The sequence below is a fragment of the Streptococcus oralis subsp. dentisani genome (genome assembly GCF_002096615.1).
Lineage (GTDB): Bacteria > Bacillota > Bacilli > Lactobacillales > Streptococcaceae > Streptococcus > Streptococcus oralis_U.
Window position 1 is genome coordinate 22,458 of the sequence record NZ_NCUX01000031.1, and the last position, 19,874, is coordinate 42,331.

22 protein-coding genes are annotated in these 19,874 nt (G+C 42.0%); 21 read left to right on the top strand and 1 reads right to left on the bottom strand.

The window, feature by feature from the left end; translation table 11 throughout:
* Positions 1–27 precede the first annotated feature (27 nt).
* A complete protein-coding gene (locus tag B7708_RS04415) occupies positions 28–726 on the bottom strand; it encodes a DUF308 domain-containing protein (RefSeq protein WP_038806432.1) in 699 nt (232 codons plus the stop codon).
* A gap of 192 nt (positions 727–918) precedes the next feature.
* Between B7708_RS04415 and B7708_RS04420 the strand changes: the two genes are divergently transcribed.
* The 21 genes from B7708_RS04420 (at position 919) to ilvN (ending at position 19,853) form a co-directional block, all read left to right on the top strand.
* Positions 919–1,380, top strand: coding sequence for a MarR family winged helix-turn-helix transcriptional regulator (locus B7708_RS04420; RefSeq protein ID WP_038806431.1), 462 nt, complete (start codon positions 919–921; stop codon positions 1,378–1,380).
* Positions 1,364–3,133, top strand: a complete 1,770-nt coding sequence (locus B7708_RS04425) for an ABC transporter ATP-binding protein (RefSeq protein ID WP_084974030.1) — start codon at positions 1,364–1,366, stop codon at positions 3,131–3,133. The genes B7708_RS04420 and B7708_RS04425 overlap by 17 nt, the downstream gene beginning before the upstream one ends.
* Complete coding sequence (locus B7708_RS04430) at positions 3,123–4,883, top strand: ABC transporter ATP-binding protein (RefSeq protein WP_084974033.1); 1,761 nt, start codon at positions 3,123–3,125, stop codon at positions 4,881–4,883. Before B7708_RS04425 ends, B7708_RS04430 begins: the two co-directional genes overlap by 11 nt.
* A 96-nt stretch (positions 4,884–4,979) precedes the next feature.
* Positions 4,980–5,483 carry a phosphatase PAP2 family protein gene (locus B7708_RS04435; protein ID WP_084974035.1) on the top strand — a complete coding sequence of 168 codons (504 nt, stop codon included), beginning with the start codon at positions 4,980–4,982 and terminating at the stop codon, positions 5,481–5,483.
* Positions 5,484–5,596: 113 nt separating this feature from the next.
* Positions 5,597–6,043 carry a LytTR family DNA-binding domain-containing protein gene (locus tag B7708_RS04440; RefSeq protein ID WP_084974037.1) on the top strand — a complete coding sequence of 149 codons (447 nt, stop codon included), beginning with the start codon at positions 5,597–5,599 and terminating at the stop codon, positions 6,041–6,043.
* A 5-nt stretch (positions 6,044–6,048) separates the two neighbouring features.
* Positions 6,049–6,723, top strand: coding sequence for a LiaF transmembrane domain-containing protein (locus B7708_RS04445; RefSeq protein WP_000725754.1), 675 nt, complete (start codon positions 6,049–6,051; stop codon positions 6,721–6,723).
* A 107-nt stretch (positions 6,724–6,830) separates the two neighbouring features.
* On the top strand, positions 6,831–7,019 hold the full coding sequence (gene rpmB, locus B7708_RS04450) for a 50S ribosomal protein L28 (protein ID WP_001140948.1): 189 nt from the start codon (positions 6,831–6,833) through the stop codon (positions 7,017–7,019).
* Between the two features lie 152 nt (positions 7,020–7,171).
* Positions 7,172–7,537 carry an Asp23/Gls24 family envelope stress response protein gene (locus tag B7708_RS04455; RefSeq protein ID WP_000216441.1) on the top strand — a complete coding sequence of 122 codons (366 nt, stop codon included), beginning with the start codon at positions 7,172–7,174 and terminating at the stop codon, positions 7,535–7,537.
* A 2-nt stretch (positions 7,538–7,539) separates the two neighbouring features.
* The gene (locus B7708_RS04460; protein WP_084974039.1) at positions 7,540–9,207 is read left to right on the top strand and encodes a DAK2 domain-containing protein; all 1,668 of its coding nucleotides are present in this window, start codon (positions 7,540–7,542) and stop codon (positions 9,205–9,207) included.
* Positions 9,208–9,214: 7 nt separating this feature from the next.
* A complete protein-coding gene (locus B7708_RS04465; protein ID WP_084974041.1) occupies positions 9,215–9,766 on the top strand; it encodes an SP0191 family lipoprotein in 552 nt (183 codons plus the stop codon).
* A 255-nt stretch (positions 9,767–10,021) separates the two neighbouring features.
* Positions 10,022–10,228 (top strand): hypothetical protein, encoded by a 207-nt coding sequence (locus tag B7708_RS04470; protein ID WP_000390701.1) that lies wholly within the window; start codon positions 10,022–10,024, stop codon positions 10,226–10,228.
* Positions 10,225–10,419: a hypothetical protein gene (locus tag B7708_RS04475; RefSeq protein WP_084974043.1), complete on the top strand. Its 195-nt coding sequence runs from the start codon at positions 10,225–10,227 to the stop codon at positions 10,417–10,419. Before B7708_RS04470 ends, B7708_RS04475 begins: the two co-directional genes overlap by 4 nt.
* Complete coding sequence (locus tag B7708_RS04480; protein WP_084974045.1) at positions 10,406–11,281, top strand: ABC transporter ATP-binding protein; 876 nt, start codon at positions 10,406–10,408, stop codon at positions 11,279–11,281. Before B7708_RS04475 ends, B7708_RS04480 begins: the two co-directional genes overlap by 14 nt.
* 12 nt (positions 11,282–11,293) lie before the next feature.
* Positions 11,294–12,028 carry an ABC transporter permease gene (locus tag B7708_RS04485; protein ID WP_084974047.1) on the top strand — a complete coding sequence of 245 codons (735 nt, stop codon included), beginning with the start codon at positions 11,294–11,296 and terminating at the stop codon, positions 12,026–12,028.
* Between the two features lie 4 nt (positions 12,029–12,032).
* Positions 12,033–13,130, top strand: a complete 1,098-nt coding sequence (locus B7708_RS04490; RefSeq protein WP_084974049.1) for a sensor histidine kinase — start codon at positions 12,033–12,035, stop codon at positions 13,128–13,130.
* Between the two features lies 1 nt (position 13,131).
* Positions 13,132–13,731: a response regulator transcription factor gene (locus tag B7708_RS04495; protein WP_084974050.1), complete on the top strand. Its 600-nt coding sequence runs from the start codon at positions 13,132–13,134 to the stop codon at positions 13,729–13,731.
* A gap of 318 nt (positions 13,732–14,049) precedes the next feature.
* Positions 14,050–14,463 carry a 30S ribosomal protein S12 gene (gene rpsL, locus B7708_RS04510; protein ID WP_001142332.1) on the top strand — a complete coding sequence of 138 codons (414 nt, stop codon included), beginning with the start codon at positions 14,050–14,052 and terminating at the stop codon, positions 14,461–14,463.
* Between the two features lie 19 nt (positions 14,464–14,482).
* Positions 14,483–14,953 carry a 30S ribosomal protein S7 gene (rpsG, locus tag B7708_RS04515; RefSeq protein ID WP_000087873.1) on the top strand — a complete coding sequence of 157 codons (471 nt, stop codon included), beginning with the start codon at positions 14,483–14,485 and terminating at the stop codon, positions 14,951–14,953.
* A 385-nt stretch (positions 14,954–15,338) separates the two neighbouring features.
* Positions 15,339–17,420, top strand: a complete 2,082-nt coding sequence (fusA, locus tag B7708_RS04520) for an elongation factor G (protein WP_084974052.1) — start codon at positions 15,339–15,341, stop codon at positions 17,418–17,420.
* 263 nt (positions 17,421–17,683) lie between these two features.
* Positions 17,684–19,384, top strand: a complete 1,701-nt coding sequence (locus B7708_RS04525; RefSeq protein WP_084974054.1) for an acetolactate synthase large subunit — start codon at positions 17,684–17,686, stop codon at positions 19,382–19,384.
* Positions 19,377–19,853, top strand: a complete 477-nt coding sequence (gene ilvN / locus B7708_RS04530) for an acetolactate synthase small subunit (protein ID WP_084974056.1) — start codon at positions 19,377–19,379, stop codon at positions 19,851–19,853. The genes B7708_RS04525 and ilvN overlap by 8 nt, the downstream gene beginning before the upstream one ends.
* Positions 19,854–19,874 lie beyond the last annotated feature (21 nt).

A 19,874-nucleotide genomic window follows, 5' to 3' on the forward strand; every position in this document is an offset into this window, starting at 1 on the left:
CTAGCTGTTCGCTTTTTATATTTGAGATTAGATTCTGGTTCCAGAATCTCTTTGCTGCTGTCTTTCTCCTAGGCCTACAGCTATTTTATGAACTAGTAAGAGCTCTCCATTATCCTGTTTTGCAAAAGTTAAGGTAACAGTCTTGATCTTGTCTCCAATGGAGATATAGGTGATTTTTTTCGTATCGTACCCTCCGATAGTGGAGTCAAACTCGGAGTCTGGTAGTCCGTGTTTTTTGATAATATCCTTGTAGTTGGTACCACCTTTTCCTTTGTTGTCAAGGTCACCTTCGATTAAGGCGTCGAACTGTTCTTGGGTCCAGGTGAAGGTATCGTTTTCTTCCTCCTCAGGGATGGAATAGGCGCTATCATCTGTCAAGTCGCTTTCTTCTTCGCGTTCCATTGAGGCACTCGCCTCGCTGTAGGAACGGTTAAACTCCCTGACAAACTCTTTGTAGACATTAGCGTACAGTACCTGAGTCGTAAAGAAAAGTACAACAGAGGCAACTGCGAGGGATGTTCCGATAATGGCCATTGTTTTTCGTTTTTTGAGGTTGACGATAAGGCCGATAATCCCCAAGATAAATGCGACGATGGCGATGAAAAACGATAGATAGTTAATAAATGGAATCCAAGACCCTAAAAGTGCGATGGCTCCAAAAATAGTTGCTAAAATCCCTAAAACTTTTTGTTCTTCTGGTTTCATTTGAAAGTTTTCTCCCTTCATCGAGTGAATGGATTTCTATCCATGGTAGTTAGTGCTTATTATAGAAAAAATATTGCATAATGTCAATTTGTGCCAAAGTAGTTCTCTTGGAAACTTTTTTCTTGACATTTCTTCTGGAAGTGATAGAATAGTTCTCATGGAAACTTAAATAGTTCTTGTGAGAACTATTTAAAAGATAAGAAAGGAGCAATCATGGACAAGCCGATGTTAATGTTTAAACGTTTTGGACACCAGGTTCATCTGATGGTACAGAAAGAAGCTAAGCGATGTGGCATTGAATTTATGGGTGGACCTCAAGGCCAGGTTGTACGTTTTTTGGATGGTCGTGAGGAAAACCAAGACTTGGTCTTGATTAAAGATATTGAACAGGAACTCAATATTACTAAATCTGTTGCGAGTAATTTAGTCAAGCGCATGGTACAAAATGGTTTGGTTGAGTTAGAGGCGAGCCCGAGCGATAAGCGGGCAAAATTTGTTCGCCTGACGGAGAAATCGCGTTCGCAGATGCAAAAAGTTAAGGCTTTTTTTGATCGGATTGATCAGAGTCTGCTAGAGGGGGTTTCAAAGTCAGACTTGACAATCTTTGAAAAGGTACTCGGGCAACTACAAGCAAATGTTGAGAAGATAGGAGGAGAGAATGAAGAAACTCGCTAAACGTATTACAGGAAAAGAGTGGGGGATGATTGTCCTTACGATTCTTTTCACTTGTTTCTCGGTCTATCTCGAGTTAGAGGTACCGACTTATATTTCAGAAATAACAGAATTGATTGGAACACCGGGTACGGAGTTAGGACAACTATGGTCTCCTGCTGCGAAGATGATGGGCTTATCTCTCCTAGCCTTTATGTCTTCTGTAACAGTTGGTTTCTTTGCGGCTCGTGTTGCAGCATCCTATACGGCTCATTTACGCAGTGATATTTTTAATCGTGTATTGGATTATTCTCAGACAGAAATTAAACGTTTCTCTATTCCTAGTCTTTTGACTCGGACAACCAATGATATTACCCAAGTACAGATGCTCTTTACCATGGGCTTGCAAGTAGTTACTCGTGGGCCAATTATGGCTATCTGGGCCATTGGAAAAATCCTTGGAAAATCGGAATACTGGCTCTGGGCAGTAGTGGTGGCTGTTATTGTCAATGTTCTGATGACAACTGTTCTCATGACTCTGGCCTTTCCAAAACAATCCGTCATTCAAAGACTTACAGATAAACTCAATAGCATTACTCGTGAAAGCTTGACAGGGATTCGAGTTGTTCGCGCATACAATGCGGAAGATTACCAAGATGAAAAATTTGAAGTAGCCAACGATGAAGTCACTCGTCTCAATCTCTTTGTCAATCGATTGATGGCTATTATGAACCCGATTATGATGGCGATTTCGAGTGGATTAAGTTTAGCCATTTACTGGATTGGTGCCTATATCATCAACGATGCAAGTTTGGCAGAACGTCTGCCACTCTTTAGTGATATGGTGGTCTTCATGTCCTATGCTATGCAGGTAGTGATGGGCTTCCTTCTTATGGGAGCACTCTTTATCGTTCTTCCTCGTACCTTGGTTTCGGCAGGACGTATCAATCAAGTATTGGATTTGCATTCTTCTATTGAAAATCCTAGTCATGCACAGACAGCGGATCCTTCAGTTCAAGGACAAGTGGAATTCCGTGATGTGACTTTCCGCTACTCTAAAAACTCAGAAGCAGTCGTGGAACATGTCACTTTCAAAGTAGAAGCGGGTCAAACCGTAGCCTTCATCGGATCAACTGGATCTGGTAAGTCTACGCTTGTCAACCTCTTGCCTCGTTTTTACGACGTCTCAGATGGAGAAATCCTAGTGGACGGAGTTAATGTGCAAGATTACGATTTGGAAGATTTGCGCAATAAGGTCGGCTATATTCCACAAAAAGCTGTACTCTTTTCTGGAGATGTCAAGGAGAACTTAGATTTTGGTAAGAGCAAAGAAACTCCTCTAAGTGAGACTGATATGTGGCAAGCTCTAGAATTGGCCCAGTCTAAAACCTTTATCGAGGATAAGGAAGCAGGACTTGCATCAGAAGTGGCCCAAGGTGGAACCAACTTCTCAGGAGGTCAAAGACAGCGTTTGGCCATTGCGCGTGCCTTGGCTCGGAAACCTGAGATTCTCATCTTTGATGATTCTTTTTCAGCCTTGGACTACAAGACGGATCGTATCTTACGCCAAGAGTTAGCTGAGAAAACAAAATCCATGACCAAGCTCATCGTAGCGCAGCGGATTTCTACCATTATGGACGCCGACCTGATCTTAGTATTGGATCAAGGAAAGGTCGTGGGACAAGGCACCCACAAGGAACTTCTAGCTACCAACGAAGTCTACCAAGAAATTGCCTACTCACAACTATCGAAGGAGGAATTGGAACATGGAAAATAAAAAAGTGTCGGTCTGGAAACAGTGCAAACCTTATATGGCAGGCCTCCAACTCCCTCTCCTAATAGCAGTTGTGGCTGCGGTCATTTCAAGCATCATCACAGTTTATGGGCCAACTAAGATTAAAGAAATTACTAACTTGATTTCAGATGGTTTGATGACTGGAATTGATTTAGAGGCTGTATCAAGTATTGCTAGCTTTTTAGTGATTCTCTATGTATTTGGAGCTATCCTTAACTATACACAGGCCTATATCTTTTCAACGAGCATTCAGCATTTTTCAAAACGCTTGCGGACGGCAATCGCTGAAAAAATCAATCGTTTGCCACTTGGCTATTTTGACCGTCATTCACAAGGAGACACCCTTTCGCGCGTGACCAATGATGTGGATACGGCAGCGCAATCTCTCAACCAAAGTCTAGGGACAGTTCTTTCAGCTAGTTTCTTGTTGATTGCTGTCTTGGTGACCATGTTTGGGATGAACTGGATTTTGGCATTGGTAACCGTTGTATCAACCCTTGTTGGTTTTGCGGCGGTTTCCGTAATCATGGCCAAGTCACAGGGTTATTTTAAAGCTCAGCAAAATAATCTAGCAGCCGTCAATGGTTATGTAGAAGAAATGTATTCGGGACACAATGTTGTGACGAGTTACAATGCTGTGGATTCAACCAAAGCGAGATTTGCAGGTTTAAACCAAAACTTGCATGAGAGTATCTGGAAATCTCAGTTTATCTCTGGTATCATGATGCCAGCCATGATTTTTGTTGGGAATTTTAGTTATGTCTTGGTCATCATCGTTGGAGCCGCGCTGGCGTTAGAAGGGCATATCACTATAGGGATTATTGTAGCCTTTATGGTTTACGTACGGACCTTCTCTCAACCTCTGTCACAGATTGCCCAAGGGATTACGAGCTTGCAACAAGCGAGTGCAGCCATGACTCGCGTATTAGAATTTTTAGCTGAAGCAGAGATGCAGGATGAATCTCACAAGGAAAGACAATTGAGTGACATGAAAGGGGAAGTAGTTTTTGATCACGTGTCCTTTGGCTATACACCAGAGCGCACCATCATCCATGACTTTTCTGCGACAGCTCATGCAGGTCAGAAAGTCGCTATCGTTGGACCGACTGGGGCTGGTAAGACAACCATTGTCAATCTTTTGATGAAGTTCTATGAGATAGATAAGGGAAGTATCCGCATCGATGGTGTGGATACCAAGGATATGAAGCGCTCTGAAGTGCACGATGCCTTTTCAATGGTCTTGCAGGACACTTGGCTCTTTGAAGGAACGATTCGAGAGAACCTGATCTATAATCAGACAGACATCAGTGATGAACGAATGATGGAAGCCAGCAAGGCTGTGGGAATCCACCACTTTATCATGACCTTGCCAGATGGTTACGACACTGTTTTGGATGACACTGTGACCTTGTCTGTTGGGCAAAAACAACTCTTGACCATTGCTCGTGCCCTTCTTAAGGATGCACCGCTCTTGATTTTGGATGAAGCGACATCCTCAGTCGACACACGTACAGAGGAATTGATCCAAAAAGCCATGGACCGTTTGATGGAAGGTAGAACTTCCTTTGTCATTGCCCACCGCTTGTCAACTATCCGTAATGCAGACTTGATCTTGGTCATGAAAGAAGGCAATATCATCGAACAAGGCAACCATGAGGAACTGATGGCACAAGGTGGCTTCTACGCTGACTTGTACAATAGTCAGTTCACAGAAGACGAAGCAGAAGAATAAATCAAAAGAAGGCTTGACGGCCTTCTTTTTCTGCACTATACTAGAAGACAAACGTCTCACCTGTAGACGAAAACAAGGTAATGAATGAGAAATTTAATGAAAAATTATCAAGAATGGTATCGAAATATCAGCTCCAGACTAATCAGTCGTCCCACCCTTTTATTTCTATTACGCAGTTTCAATCGTTTGATGACGGTCACTATGCCCCTGGTCTATCTGACCCTGCTAGTCACCACTTACCTGCAGCTAGGACTGGGTCAGCAAGTTGGGGTTTATGTGCTTATTCCTGCATCAGGTTTTGTGATTTTGTCTCTTTTTCGTAAGAAAATCAACCACCCGCGGCCTTATGAAACTTGGGATATCTGTCCCCTGCTTGAAAAGGATAGTTCGGGACAGTCGATGCCCAGTCGCCATGTTTTTTCGGCAACCATCATCTCCATGGCCTGTCTGCATGCTAGTCTACCTGTTGGCTTAGCATGCTTGCTCTTATCAGCTTTGCTGGGATTGGTAAGGATTTTAGGGGGCGTTCATTATCCCAAGGATGTCTTGGTTGGCTATGCTTGTGGTCTGGTGTGGGGATTCCTTTTCTTCCTATTCTGACATGTAAGTTAAGCTAGTCCTACAACCACTTACTGCTTCAAATTGACCACTTGCTTTTTTGCCCTTGTATTCCTAACTTAGCTTTGATATAGTAGAGTCAGAAAGGAGATGTGATGAAGTTACGAATTGAGATTGACGGCAATTTAGAGGAGACTGAAATTGTCATTAAGACCCCCACTTTGACAGATGAAATTACAGACTTGCAACGACTTTTGCAAGAGTCAAAGGCTCCGAGATTGACTTTTTACAAGGGGACAGGTGAATATTATCTAGATCTGTCAGAAATTCTCTTCTTTGAAACAGAAGGGAGCAAGATCTACGCTCATAACCAGAAGGAAGCCTATGAAGTTCGTCTCAAACTTTATGAGTTGGAGTCCATTTTGCCTCGTTATTTTATTCGAGTATCCAAGTCAACTATCGCAAACATCCGTCAGATTTACTCAGTGGACAAGTCCTTTTCAGGGACTGGCACCATTTCCTTTTATCAGACCCACAAGGAGGTTCATGTCTCACGACATTACCAATCCCTCCTAAAAGAAAATCTTAGAAACATGAGGTAAAAGACATGAAAAAGAAAGCATTTGGTATTGTTTTATTGGTTCTAGCGGCCTGGATTTTGCTGCAAGGAAACTTTGGAATTCCTTCTTTGGATGGTAAAATATGGCCTTTACTTGGTATCGTCTTTTTTGCCTACCAATCAGTTGAAGCTTTGCTTCGTCGTCACCTGACATCGGCAGTTTTTACCGCTCTAGTAGCCTTAATGATTGCGAATCATTTTTATAAAATTTTTCCTATTCCAAACCAGTCCTTGTTTTGGGCTAGCATCTTAGCAGTGCTAGGTGTCGGCTATCTCACTCACTCAAGTAAGTTTTGGTACGGGAAAAAATGGTGGTACAGTGGTGAGCGAACAGTCATCACGGATAAGGAAGTTGCTTTTGGTAGTGGAACCTTTTATAAACAAGATCAAGATCTTGTAGATGACCAAGTGGAAGTCGCTTTTGGCGACGCAAAAATCTACTATGATAACGCAGAGATGTTAGGTGATTTTGCCACTCTGAATATCGAAGTGGCTTTTGGTAATGCAACTGTCTATGTTCCACAACACTGGCGTGTCGATTTGAAAGTAGAAACCTCCTTTGGTGCAGCCAAGGCAGACGCTCCTGTAGCACCAACAAACAAAACCTTAATTATCCGTGGAGAAGTCGCTTTTGGTAAACTTGGTGTTGTTTACGTTAAATAAAAAAAAGTCTCCTAATTTCCTTGCCAAAATAGAGAAAGTGTGATAACATAGTACGGTATGTGGTGCTAGCACATCCGCTATATTAGATCTAATAGGAGGAAAACATAATGGCTAAAGTATGTTACTTTACAGGTCGTAAGACTGTATCAGGAAACAACCGTTCACACGCGATGAACCAAACAAAACGTGCCGTAAAACCAAACCTTCAAAAAGTTACTGTTCTTATTGATGGTAAACCTAAAAAAGTTTGGGCTTCAGCTCGTGCTTTGAAATCAGGTAAAGTTGAACGCGTTTAATAAAAATGAAAAGATCGCTTAGGTCTTTTTCTTTTGTTCTAAGGATAAAATCATTTGAAAAATAGAGTAAATATCTGCCGATACAGCATTCTGCTTTTACACTTGGGATGAAATATGATAAAATAAAGTATCAACTAGTTGAGGTAAAAAAAATGACTGTAAAAATTAATACAAAAGATGGTCAAATCGAACTGACAGATGAAGTGATTGCAACCGTTGTAGGTGGTGCAGCAACTGAGATTTTTGGTGTGGTCGGTATGGCTAGCAAAAATACCCTCAAAGATAATTTCCAAGCCCTCCTTGGCAAGGAAAATTATGCAAAAGGTGTTGTCGTGAAGGCAGCCGAAGATGGCAGCATTGCAGTTGATGTTTATACCGTCTTGAGCTACGGAACAAAGATTAGTGAAGTCTCAAAAAACATCCAAGAGCGCGTTCGTTTTAGTTTGGAAAACCAACTAGGAATCACTGCTCAGACTGTGAATGTCTACATTCAAAATATCAAAGTTGTAGGAGAATAATCGTGTCAAAAATTACTACCAGCTTATTTCAAGAAATGGTGCAGGCTGCATCAACTCGTTTGAATAAGCAAGCTGAATATGTCAATTCATTAAACGTCTTTCCAGTTCCAGATGGAGATACTGGGACAAACATGGGAATGACCATCGAAAATGGTGCCAAAGAAGTAGCAGACAAGCCAGCTTCTACAGTCGGAGAAGTGGCTAGCATTCTTGCTAAAGGGCTTTTGATGGGTGCGCGTGGAAACTCAGGGGTTATCACGTCTCAACTTTTCCGTGGATTTTCCCAAGCTATTAAGGAAAAAGACGAATTAACAGGTCAAGACTTGGCTCTTGCTTTCCAATCCGGTGTCGAAGTAGCTTATAAAGCAGTTATGAAACCAGTTGAGGGAACTATTTTGACAGTTTCTCGTGGAGCGGCTATCGGTGCCAAGAAAAAAGCTGAGGAGACAGATGATGCTGTTGAGGTCATGCGTGCAGCCTTGGAAGGTGCTAAGAGAGCTCTGGCTAAGACTCCTGATATGCTCCCAGTCTTGAAAGAGGTTGGTGTCGTGGACTCAGGCGGTCAAGGTTTGGTCTTTATCTACGAAGGTTTCCTATCAGCTCTTACTGGTGAATACAGTGCGTCTGAGGACTTTGTAGCAACTCCAGCGAATATGGGTGAAATGATCAATGCAGAGCACCACAAGTCAGTTGCTGGACATGTCGCAACAGAAGATATCACTTTTGGTTACTGTACTGAGATTATGGTTGCCCTTAAACAAGGTCCAACTTATGCCAAAGATTTTAACTATGATGAATTCCGCAACTATTTGAATGAGCTAGGTGATTCTCTACTTGTTGTCAACGATGATGAAATTGTCAAAGTTCACGTCCATACAGAAGATCCAGGTCTTGTCATGCAAGAAGGGCTTAAATATGGTAGCTTGGTCAAGGTTAAAGTGGACAACATGCGCAACCAACACGAAGCACAAGTTGAAAAAGAAGCAGCACAAGTCAGCAAGCCAGCTGAAGAGAAGGAGTATGCCCTTATCGCAGTAGTAGCTGGTCAAGGATTGGCAGATATCTTCCGTGCCCAAGGTGTGGATTATGTCATCGAAGGCGGGCAGACGATGAACCCTTCAACAGAGGACTTTATCAAGGCTGTTGAGCAAGTCAATGCTCGCAACATTATCTTCTTACCAAACAACAAAAATATCTTTATGGCAGCTCAGTCTGCGGCTGAAGTACTTGAACAACCTGCTGTTGTGGTAGAAGCACGTACAATTCCTCAAGGGTTGACCAGTCTTCTTGCCTTTGATCCAAGCAAATCAATCGAAGAAAACAAAGAACGCATGACTGCAGCCCTTGGTGATGTCATCAGCGGTAGTGTAACGACTGCCGTTCGCGACACAACTATCGATGGCTTAGAGATCCATGAAAATGACAATCTTGGTATGGTCGATGGAAAAATCCTTGTGTCAAATCCTGACATGCACCAAACCTTGACTGAAACTTTGAAACATATGTTGGACGAAGATAGTGAAATCGTGACTTTCTATGTCGGTGAAGACGGAAGCGAAGAACTTGCCAATGAAATTGCCCAAGAAATCGCAGAAGAATTTGAAGATGTTGAAGTTGAGATTCACCAAGGTCAACAACCTGTATATCCATATCTTTTCAGTGTGGAATAGGAGATTTATGAAAAAAGTTTTAGGATTGATTTTTGTAGCATTACTTGCTCTTGCTGGCTGTGGTCAAACCAACACCGCAACAACAGAGTCAAGTAGTTCAGCAAGTTCGGTTGATTCATCTAGTCAGGCCAGTCAGGTAAAAGAAGAAATCAAGGAAACAACCAAAGTCCTTAAAGGGAAGATGAACGAACTTGATGTAACCATGACTTTTGTTTATACAGATGTTGTAAAACGATACAAGATGGATATGTTGGGAGAAATGGGAGAGGAGATTCCTGCAGAAATTACTCCAGAAGAATTTCAAGCAGTCTTTCGCGAAGCAGTGGAAAGCTCTCCAGAGTATATTGAAATCAAGGACGAACCTGGTGTTAAGGTTGAATATTTTATCGCCGATAATAAGAAGGTGAGAATAGTTATCGATCTTGACCTTGAAAAAGCAGATATGGATAGAGTTAAAAAGACTTATTTCTTTGAACCACTTGAGGATAGTATAGAAGACTTTAAGAAGCCAAACGCTCTGATTGCTGGTTTAAAATTACAAGGATTCAAAGAAGAATAAACGAAAGAGGCTAGGACGAAAAATCCTGCCCTCTTTTTATTTGTAAGAATCCTTTGTACGAGCAACGAACGAAGATCAGGCTTTTTTAGACTTCAAACGGTTTCTAATCTTATTCACGGAACCTAGGGACTAGGAAATTGATGCTTGGTATAGGGATATCTATCCCACCGCCTCTTTTTATGACATTTGTCATATTTCCTAGTGACAGAAGCATCTAGCTCCGCCAACTTCAAAAGACTATAATTGAAGTAGAAACTGGAGGAAGAAGAAATGAAAAATAAAATGATTGTCGCAGTGAGTTTAGTAGCAGCAGGAGTTATGACCTATCTCATGTTTTCAGGATTGGACGAGGGTTTCTATCATTTTCCTTGGGAGCTGTTTGCTGGCTTTGGAATGATGTCTTGGCTTGTCAGAGAAGGTTTGAAATTGGTCAGAGATGTGAAAAAGGAGTTTGAGGAATGAAAAAAGCAATCACCTATTTCTTTATCGGCCTGTCACTCTTGGTATGGTTAGTGGAAATGTTTACTGGTTGGTTTGACCAAACCTTGCTTGGCCAATTTATTCGTGGTGCTTGGGGGTTTGGATTTATGATTTTCGTTGTTTTCCCTATGGGAATGAAGTGGTTGAAAGGAGAATCTCATGACTGTGATTAAAGTTGAGAAATTGAGCAAGAAAATAAGAGACAAGGAGATCTTGCGGAACATCTCCTTTGAAATCAACGATGGTGAATGTGTCGCCTTGATCGGGCCTAACGGAGCAGGAAAAACAACCTTGATTGATTGCCTCTTGGGCGACAAGTTCATGAGCTCAGGTCAGATAGCCATTCAAGGATTTGCACCAACAGAACCTCGATTAAAGCAGCTTATTTCTGTCTTGCCTCAAGAAAATGCAGTTGTCCAAAGCTTGAAAGTGAAAGAACTTCTATCGTTTTTCAAGTCACTTTATTCCGACAGTCTTTCAGACAAAGAAATTGATGACTTGTTAAGATTCTCAGATAAGCAGAAAAATCAGCTAGCAGGAAAGTTGTCTGGTGGGCAAAAACGTTTGTTCTCTTTCGTGTTGACTTTAATAGGTCGTCCGAAAATTCTATTTTTAGACGAACCAACTGCTGCCATGGATACCTCGACACGTCAGCATTTTTGGGAAATTGTCAATCGGTTAAAGAAAAATGGTGTCACCATTGTCTATTCTTCTCACTATATCGAGGAGGTAGAGCATACGGCTGACCGCATTTTGGTCCTCCACAAGGGAGAATTGATTCGCGATACGACGCCTTATGCCATGCGTGGTGAAGAACAAGAAAAACACTTTACGGTACCTCTAACTTATCAGGAAGTTATCAGAACTTTGGACCAGGTTCAAGAGATTGAAATCAAGCAAAATGCTCTTTCCTTCACAACCAAAGAAGCCAGCCAGGTATGGAAAGTCTTGCAAGAACAGGGCTGCACGATCGAAGAAATTGAAGTTCGCAATCGAACTCTCTTAGACAGTATCTTCGAAACGACTCAAGATTAAAGGAGATTGACGATGAAAAATATGACAAGTCTCATGAAAGTGGAAATCATTCAGATGAAACGGCAAGCCGTTTACTACTTGCTATCCATCGGACTCCCAAGTGTGTTTTACCTTATTTTTTCTGGTATGATGTCAGGGTCAGACATTCCAGAGATTGCTCTTCAAGCCTATCTTTTTGCTATGACGCTCTTTAGTATCATGTCAAGCGCCTTTTTCAGTATTCCTAGCACACTCGAGTCTGATAAAACAAACAACTGGCAAAAATTGATTCAACATTCTCCGGTATCTATGGTAGAATATTATGTATCAAAACTGTTCAGTACCCTACTGACTTTCCTTCTATCAATTATAGTTGTCTTTTCAGTTGGCCATTTTGTTCGTGGAGTTACTCTACCTTGGCTTGATTGGTTGGTAATCGGTGCTATTTTGCTGGTCGGAAGCGTTGTCTTTATCAGCATGGGTGTCTTGGTGAGCTTGCTTCCAAGTGCTCAACTGATGACGGTTATTGGAAATATTGCCTATATTGCTTTGGCTGTCCTAGGCGGACTATGGTTCCCCTTGAGTTCCTTCCCAGAATGGCTCCAATCCATTGGGAAATTGACTCCAACCTACCAGCTTATGCAGGTCGTCTCTACTTATATGGAGCACCACGAGTTTAACGTTCTTGCTGCCTTGGTTGTACTAGGTTATACAGTTTTCTTTGGTGTATTGGTAATCCAACTGAAAAAACGGATCGAGGTAAAATAAATCTATGTTGGAAAAATTAAAAAACACTCATTATATGTTTCATATTTCAACAGTGTTTATCATCTTTCCTATAGCGGGTGTCATCAGTGGAGAGTACCCGCCTTTGACCTTGTTCTGGACATTATTATTTGTCCTAGCCTTTTATTCGATTTTATTAAGTCAAAACCGCACTGTGCAGTGGCTAGCCTGGTGGGTCATGATTGCCTACATTTTTTATACATCGGTTTGGCTGAATTCGGGTTTCACATGGTTTATCTTTTATTTATCTAATCTCCTTATTTATGAGCTGGATGAGGTTTCTTTCCACTCTTGGCGTTTTGTCAGTTTTGTTGTCTTACAACCGATGATTTTAACAGGGATTTATATGGTTGATCAAGTTAGTCCTTGGCAACTGCTCTTTTTCTTGGTGACTTTTGTCTTTTCTGATGCCTTGACTTTTGGTCTCTATCGAATTCGGATAGCAGAAGAGCTAAAAGAAGAAAAGATGAAACAAAATGCCAAGCTCAATCTTTTCTTGGCTAAAAATGAACGCAATCGTATTGGTCAGGATCTCCATGACAGTCTAGGTCACACCTTTGCTATGCTGAGTGTCAAGACAGATTTAGCATTACAGTTATTACAGATGCAGGCTTATCCACAGGTGGAAAAGGAATTAAAAGAAATTCACCAGATAAGCAAGGATTCCATGAATGAAGTTCGAACCATTGTGGAAAATCTTAAGTCTAGAACTTTGACATCAGAACTAGAGACTGTGAAAAAGATGTTAGAAATTGCTGGAATTGAGGTGGAAATAGCTAATCAACTAGATACAGCTAGCTTAACTCAGGAATTGGAGTCAACGGCTTCCATGATTTTACTTGAGTTAGTGACCAATATCATCAAACACGCCAAAGCGTCTAAAGCTTTTTTAAAAGTAGAACGGACAGAGAAAGAACTCATTCTAACAGTGAGAGATAATGGCTGTGGCTTTGCTTCTATAAAGGGGGATGAGTTCCATACAGTTCGAGATCGTGTCTTTCCATTTTCGGGAGAAGTAAAGGTAATTAGTTGGAAACAACCGACAGAAGTTCAGGTTCGACTACCTTATAAGGAGAGAAACTAAGATGAAACTACTTGTTGCAGAAGATCAAAGTATGTTGCGAGATGCCATGTGCCAGTTGCTTGCCTTTCAAGCGGATGTGGAGTCTGTCTTACAAGCCAAGGATGGACAAGAAGCAATCCAACTCCTAGAAAAGGAGTCTGTAGATATCGCCATCCTTGACGTAGAAATGCCTGCTAAGACTGGCCTCGAAGTCTTGGAGTGGATTCGAGCAGAAAACTTAGAAACAAAGGTGGTTGTGGTGACAACCTTCAAGCGCCCTGGCTATTTTGAACGCGCGATTAAGGCTGGAGTGGATGCCTATGTCTTGAAAGAAAGAAGCATTGCAGATCTCATGCAGACCTTGCACACTGTCCTTGAAGGACGCAAGGAGTATTCTCCTGAATTGATGGAAGTGGTTATGACCCATCCCAATCCCTTGACAGAACAAGAGATTGCTGTTTTAAAGGGAATCGCTCAGGGCTTGTCTAACCAAGAAATCGCAGACCAACTCTATCTATCAAATGGAACCGTCCGAAACTATGTCACCAATATTCTTTCGAAACTAGATGCTGGTAATCGAACAGAGGCAGCCAACATTGCAAAAGAATCTGGTTGGCTTTGATAAGAAGGGTTAAACAATTCCGAAACGATAACTTGAATCGAAGGAAATCCATACTAGAAAGGAGGAGGCAAATCGCCTCCTTTTCTGGTTTAGAAAAGCGGTGAAAGCTAGTGTCAAAGAGTTAAAAGATCAGAATAAAAATGAAAAATATCTTGACAATGAAGGAAAAATTGTGTTACAATAATAGACGGTACTTTTTACTTTTGGTCTCTCAAAAGTGTACAGGGACGTGCTGACAAATGTTGCAAAAGTACACACAGATGGTAGCTGTCACCAAGTGTATCATCACCAAAAATAAAAAAACACAGGAGAATGTAGATGCCTACAATTAACCAATTGGTTCGCAAACCGCGTAAATCAAAAGTAGAAAAATCTAAATCACCAGCTTTGAACGTTGGTTACAACAGTCATAAAAAAGTTCAAACAAACGTTTCTTCACCACAAAAACGTGGTGTTGCAACTCGTGTTGGAACAATGACACCTAAAAAACCTAACTCTGCCCTTCGTAAATTCGCTCGTGTACGTTTGAGCAACCTTATCGAAGTTACTGCCTACATCCCAGGTATCGGACACAACTTGCAAGAGCACAGCGTGGTGCTTCTTCGTGGTGGACGTGTAAAAGACCTTCCAGGGGTACGTTACCATATCGTCCGTGGTGCACTTGATACTGCAGGTGTTAACGATCGTAAACAAGGCCGTTCTAAATACGGTACTAAACGTCCAAAAGCATAAGGAAAGGGGATAAAGAGAAATGAGTCGTAAAAATAGAGCTCCAAAACGTGATGTATTGCCAGATCCGCTTTACAATTCACAACTAGTTACTCGTCTTATCAACCGCGTTATGCTTGACGGTAAACGTGGTACAGCTGCTTCAATCGTTTACGGTGCTTTTGAGCAAATCAAAGAAGCTACTGGAAACGATGCACTTGAAGTATTTGAAACAGCTATGGAAAACATCATGCCTGTACTTGAAGTACGTGCACGTCGTGTTGGTGGATCTAACTACCAAGTCCCAGTTGAAGTTCGTCCAGAACGTCGTACAACACTTGGACTTCGTTGGTTGGTAACAATCGCTCGCCTTCGTGGTGAACACACAATGCAAGACCGTCTTGCAAAAGAAATCTTGGACGCTGCTAACAACACTGGTGCAGCTGTTAAGAAACGTGAAGACACTCACCGTATGGCAGAAGCTAACCGTGCCTTCGCACACTTCCGTTGGTAATATAGGATGCGAAAGCGTTAAGAAAGTCCCAGAGAAAATAGGGAATCGAAGCAAGTTGCGATTGCAACCAATGAGATTCATCTTTTTCTCCAGACTTTTAGCTTGAGCTCAACTAAGATACTAAGGGCGTTAAAAAAGCGACTGAAAATTAGGAAGCTTGACAAAGAATCGAAGATTCTAGGAAAGCTTATCTATTTTCCGAGCTTTTAGCCCGGGTTCAATTGAGCTCGGTCCGCTCTTATGTTCAACTCAACTTCCCATCTCACAAGTTGAAACCAACACATAACATGAAAAGATTGAGAACGGGTGGGTCCTGCCTATCCGTTTTTATTAAAATCGTGTTATAATAGAATAGAAATTAAAATAAATAGGAGAAACAAACCTCATGGCACGCGAATTTTCACTTGAAAAAACTCGTAATATCGGTATCATGGCTCACGTCGATGCTGGTAAAACAACAACTACTGAGCGTATTCTTTACTACACTGGTAAAATCCACAAAATCGGTGAAACTCACGAAGGTGCGTCACAAATGGACTGGATGGAGCAAGAGCAAGAGCGTGGTATCACTATCACATCTGCTGCGACAACAGCTCAATGGAACAACCACCGCGTAAACATTATCGACACACCAGGACACGTGGACTTCACAATCGAAGTACAACGTTCTCTTCGTGTATTGGATGGTGCGGTTACCGTTCTTGACTCACAATCAGGTGTTGAGCCTCAAACTGAAACAGTTTGGCGTCAAGCAACTGAATATGGAGTCCCACGTATCGTATTTGCTAACAAAATGGACAAAATCGGTGCTGACTTCCTTTACTCTGTAAGCACACTTCACGATCGTCTTCAAGCAAATGCACACCCAATTCAATTGCCAATCGGTTCTGAAGATGACTTCCGTGGTATCATCGACTTGATCAAGATGAAAGCTGAAATCTATACCAATGACCTTGGTACAGATATCCTTGAAGAAGACATCCCAGCTGAATACCTTGACCAAGCTCAAGAATACCGTGAAAAATTGATCGAAGCAGTTGCTGAAACTGACGAAGAATTGATGATGAAATATCTCGAAGGTGAAGAAATCACTAACGAAGAATTGAAAGCTGGTATCCGTAAAGCGACTATCAATGTTGAATTCTTCCCAGTATTGTGTGGTTCTGCCTTCAAGAACAAAGGTGTTCAATTGATGCTTGATGCGGTTATCGACTACCTTCCAAGCCCACTTGACATCCCAGCGATCAAAGGTGTTAACCCAGATACAGACGAAGAAGAAACTCGTCCAGCATCTGACGAAGAGCCATTTGCAGCTCTTGCCTTCAAGATCATGACAGACCCATTCGTAGGTCGTTTGACATTCTTCCGTGTTTACTCAGGTGTTCTTCAATCAGGTTCATACGTATTGAACACTTCTAAAGGTAAACGTGAACGTATCGGACGTATCCTTCAAATGCACGCTAACAGCCGTCAAGAAATCGACACTGTTTACTCAGGTGATATCGCTGCTGCCGTTGGTTTGAAAGATACGACAACTGGTGACTCATTGACAGATGAAAAAGCTAAAATCATTCTTGAGTCAATCAACGTTCCAGAACCAGTTATCCAATTGATGGTTGAGCCAAAATCTAAAGCGGACCAAGACAAGATGGGTATCGCCCTTCAAAAATTGGCTGAAGAAGATCCAACATTCCGCGTCGAAACAAACGTTGAAACTGGTGAAACAGTTATCTCTGGTATGGGTGAGCTCCACCTTGACGTCCTTGTTGACCGTATGCGTCGTGAGTTCAAAGTTGAAGCGAACGTAGGTGCTCCTCAAGTATCTTACCGTGAAACATTCCGCGCTTCTACTCAAGCACGTGGATTCTTCAAACGTCAGTCTGGTGGTAAAGGTCAATTCGGTGACGTATGGATTGAATTTACTCCAAACGAAGAAGGTAAAGGATTCGAATTCGAAAACGCAATCGTCGGTGGTGTGGTTCCTCGTGAATTTATCCCAGCGGTTGAAAAAGGTTTGGTAGAATCTATGGCTAACGGTGTTCTTGCAGGTTACCCAATGGTTGACGTTAAAGCTAAGCTTTACGATGGTTCATACCACGATGTCGACTCATCTGAAACTGCCTTCAAGATCGCGGCTTCACTTGCTCTTAAAGAAGCTGCTAAGACTGCACAACCAGCTATCCTTGAGCCAATGATGCTTGTAACCATCACTGTTCCTGAAGAAAACCTTGGTGATGTTATGGGTCACGTAACTGCTCGTCGTGGACGTGTTGATGGTATGGAAGCACACGGTAACAGCCAAATCGTACGTGCTTACGTTCCACTTGCTGAAATGTTCGGTTACGCAACAGTTCTTCGTTCTGCATCTCAAGGACGTGGTACTTTCATGATGGTATTCGACCACTACGAAGACGTACCTAAGTCAGTACAAGAAGAAATCATTAAGAAAAACAAAGGTGAAGACTAATCAGTCCTCGCTCTAGAAGGAAGTCACGTAGTGGCTTCCTTTTTATGTTCTATATCAAGGAAGGTTAGAAAAATATACCCTAAACTAAATTTGGAAGTAATAAAATCGTTCAATTCCCTATTCATATTTATAAAAATAGGAAAAACTTTCATAAAAACACGTTTAGATAGAAAATTCAGAAAATTGCTTCTTTTGTCTTGAAAATTTTTGAAAAAATGGTATGATAGTAACAAGCTATTTTTAAGAGAAGAGAAAGGGGAACAATGGAGAAAATCAGTTTAGACGCTCCTAAGACGGGATCGGATCTAGTTTTGGAAACACTCCGTGATTTAGGAATTGATACCATATTTGGTTATCCTGGTGGTGCTGTCTTGCCTTTATATGATGCGATTTATAATTTCAAAGGTATACGCCACATCTTAGGTCGCCATGAGCAAGGGTGTTTACATGAAGCTGAAGGTTATGCCAAATCAACTGGAAAGTTGGGCGTTGCCGTCGTCACGAGTGGACCGGGAGCAACAAATGCCATTACAGGAATCGCGGATGCCATGAGCGATAGCGTCCCCCTCTTGGTCTTTACGGGTCAGGTGGCGCGAGCAGGGATTGGGAAGGATGCCTTTCAGGAGGCGGATATTGTCGGTATTACCATGCCTATTACTAAGTATAATTACCAAGTCCGTGAGACAGCTGACATTCCTCGTATCATTACGGAAGCTGTTCATATCGCGACCACAGGTCGTCCTGGCCCAGTTGTAATTGACTTGCCTAAGGATGTATCTGCCTTAGAGACAGACTTCATCTATTCACCAGAAGTACATTTACCGAGTTATCAACCGACGATAGAACCAAACGACATGCAAATCAAGAAAATCTTGAAGCAATTGTCAAAAGCCAAGAAACCTGTTTTGTTGGCAGGTGGTGGGGTTAGTTATGCAGAAGCAGCTGCCGAGCTCAATGAATTTGCTGAACGTTACCAAATTCCAGTGGTGACCAGTCTTTTAGGGCAAGGTACGATTGCGACTAGCCATCCGCTCTTCCTAGGAATGGGAGGTATGCACGGTTCTTTCGCGGCCAACATTGCAATGACCGAAGCGGACTTTATGATTAGTATTGGTTGCCGTTTCGATGACCGCCTGACTGGCAATCCTAAGACCTTTGCTAAGAATGCTAAGGTTGCTCATATCGATATTGACCCAGCTGAGATTGGTAAGATTATCAGTGCAGATATTCCAGTGGTTGGGGACGCTAAGAAAGCCTTGCAGATGCTACTGGCAGAACCAACTGTTCATAACAATACTGAAAAGTGGATTGAAAAAGTCACCAAGGACAAGAATCGTGTTCGTTCTTATGATAAGAAAGAACGTGTGGTTCAACCTCAGGCCGTTATTGAACGCATCGGCGAGTTGACGAATGGAGATGCTATTGTCGTAACTGACGTAGGGCAACACCAAATGTGGACAGCTCAGTATTATCCTTACCAAAATGAGCGTCAATTAGTCACTTCAGGTGGTTTGGGTACCATGGGGTTCGGAGTTCCTGCAGCTATCGGAGCCAAGATTGCCAATCCAGAAAAAGAAGTAGTTCTTTTTGTCGGTGATGGTGGTTTCCAAATGACCAACCAAGAACTAGCTATCCTAAACATCTACAAGGTGCCGATTAAGGTTGTCATGTTGAATAACCATTCCCTAGGAATGGTTCGTCAGTGGCAAGAATCCTTCTATGAGGGTAGAACTTCAGAGTCGGTCTTTGACACTCTTCCTGACTTCCAGCTGATGGCACAGGCTTACGGCATTAAAAATTATAAATTTGACAATCCAGAAACGATAGAAAAAGATCTAGAGGCTATTCTGGAGGATGTGCCGATGTTTATCGAGGTGGATATTTCTCGTAAGGAACAAGTTTTACCAATGGTACCAGCTGGTAAGAGCAATCATGAGATGTTGGGGGTGAAGTTCCATGCGTAGAATGTTAACGGCAAAACTACAAAATCGTTCAGGAGTCCTCAATCGCTTTACAGGTGTCCTTTCTCGTCGTCAGGTCAACATTGAGAGTATCTCAGTTGGTGCGACAGAGAATCCTGATGTATCACGGATTACCATCATTATTGATGTGGCTTCTCATGATGAAGTGGAGCAAATTATCAAGCAGCTCAATCGTCAGATCGATGTGATTCGCATTCGAGATATCACAGACAAACCGCACTTGGAGCGCGAAGTTATCCTAGTGAAGATTGCAGCACCAGCTGAAAAGCGTGCGGAAATCTTGGCCATTATTCAACCCTTCCGTGCAACGGTAGTAGATGTGGCTCCAAGCTCCATCACTATTCAGATGACGGGAAATGCTGAAAAAAGTGAAGCTTTATTGCGAGTGATTCGACCATATGGTATTAAAAATATCGCTCGTACGGGTGCAACTGGATTTACCCGTGATTAAAAATCCTACTTAAATTTGTTA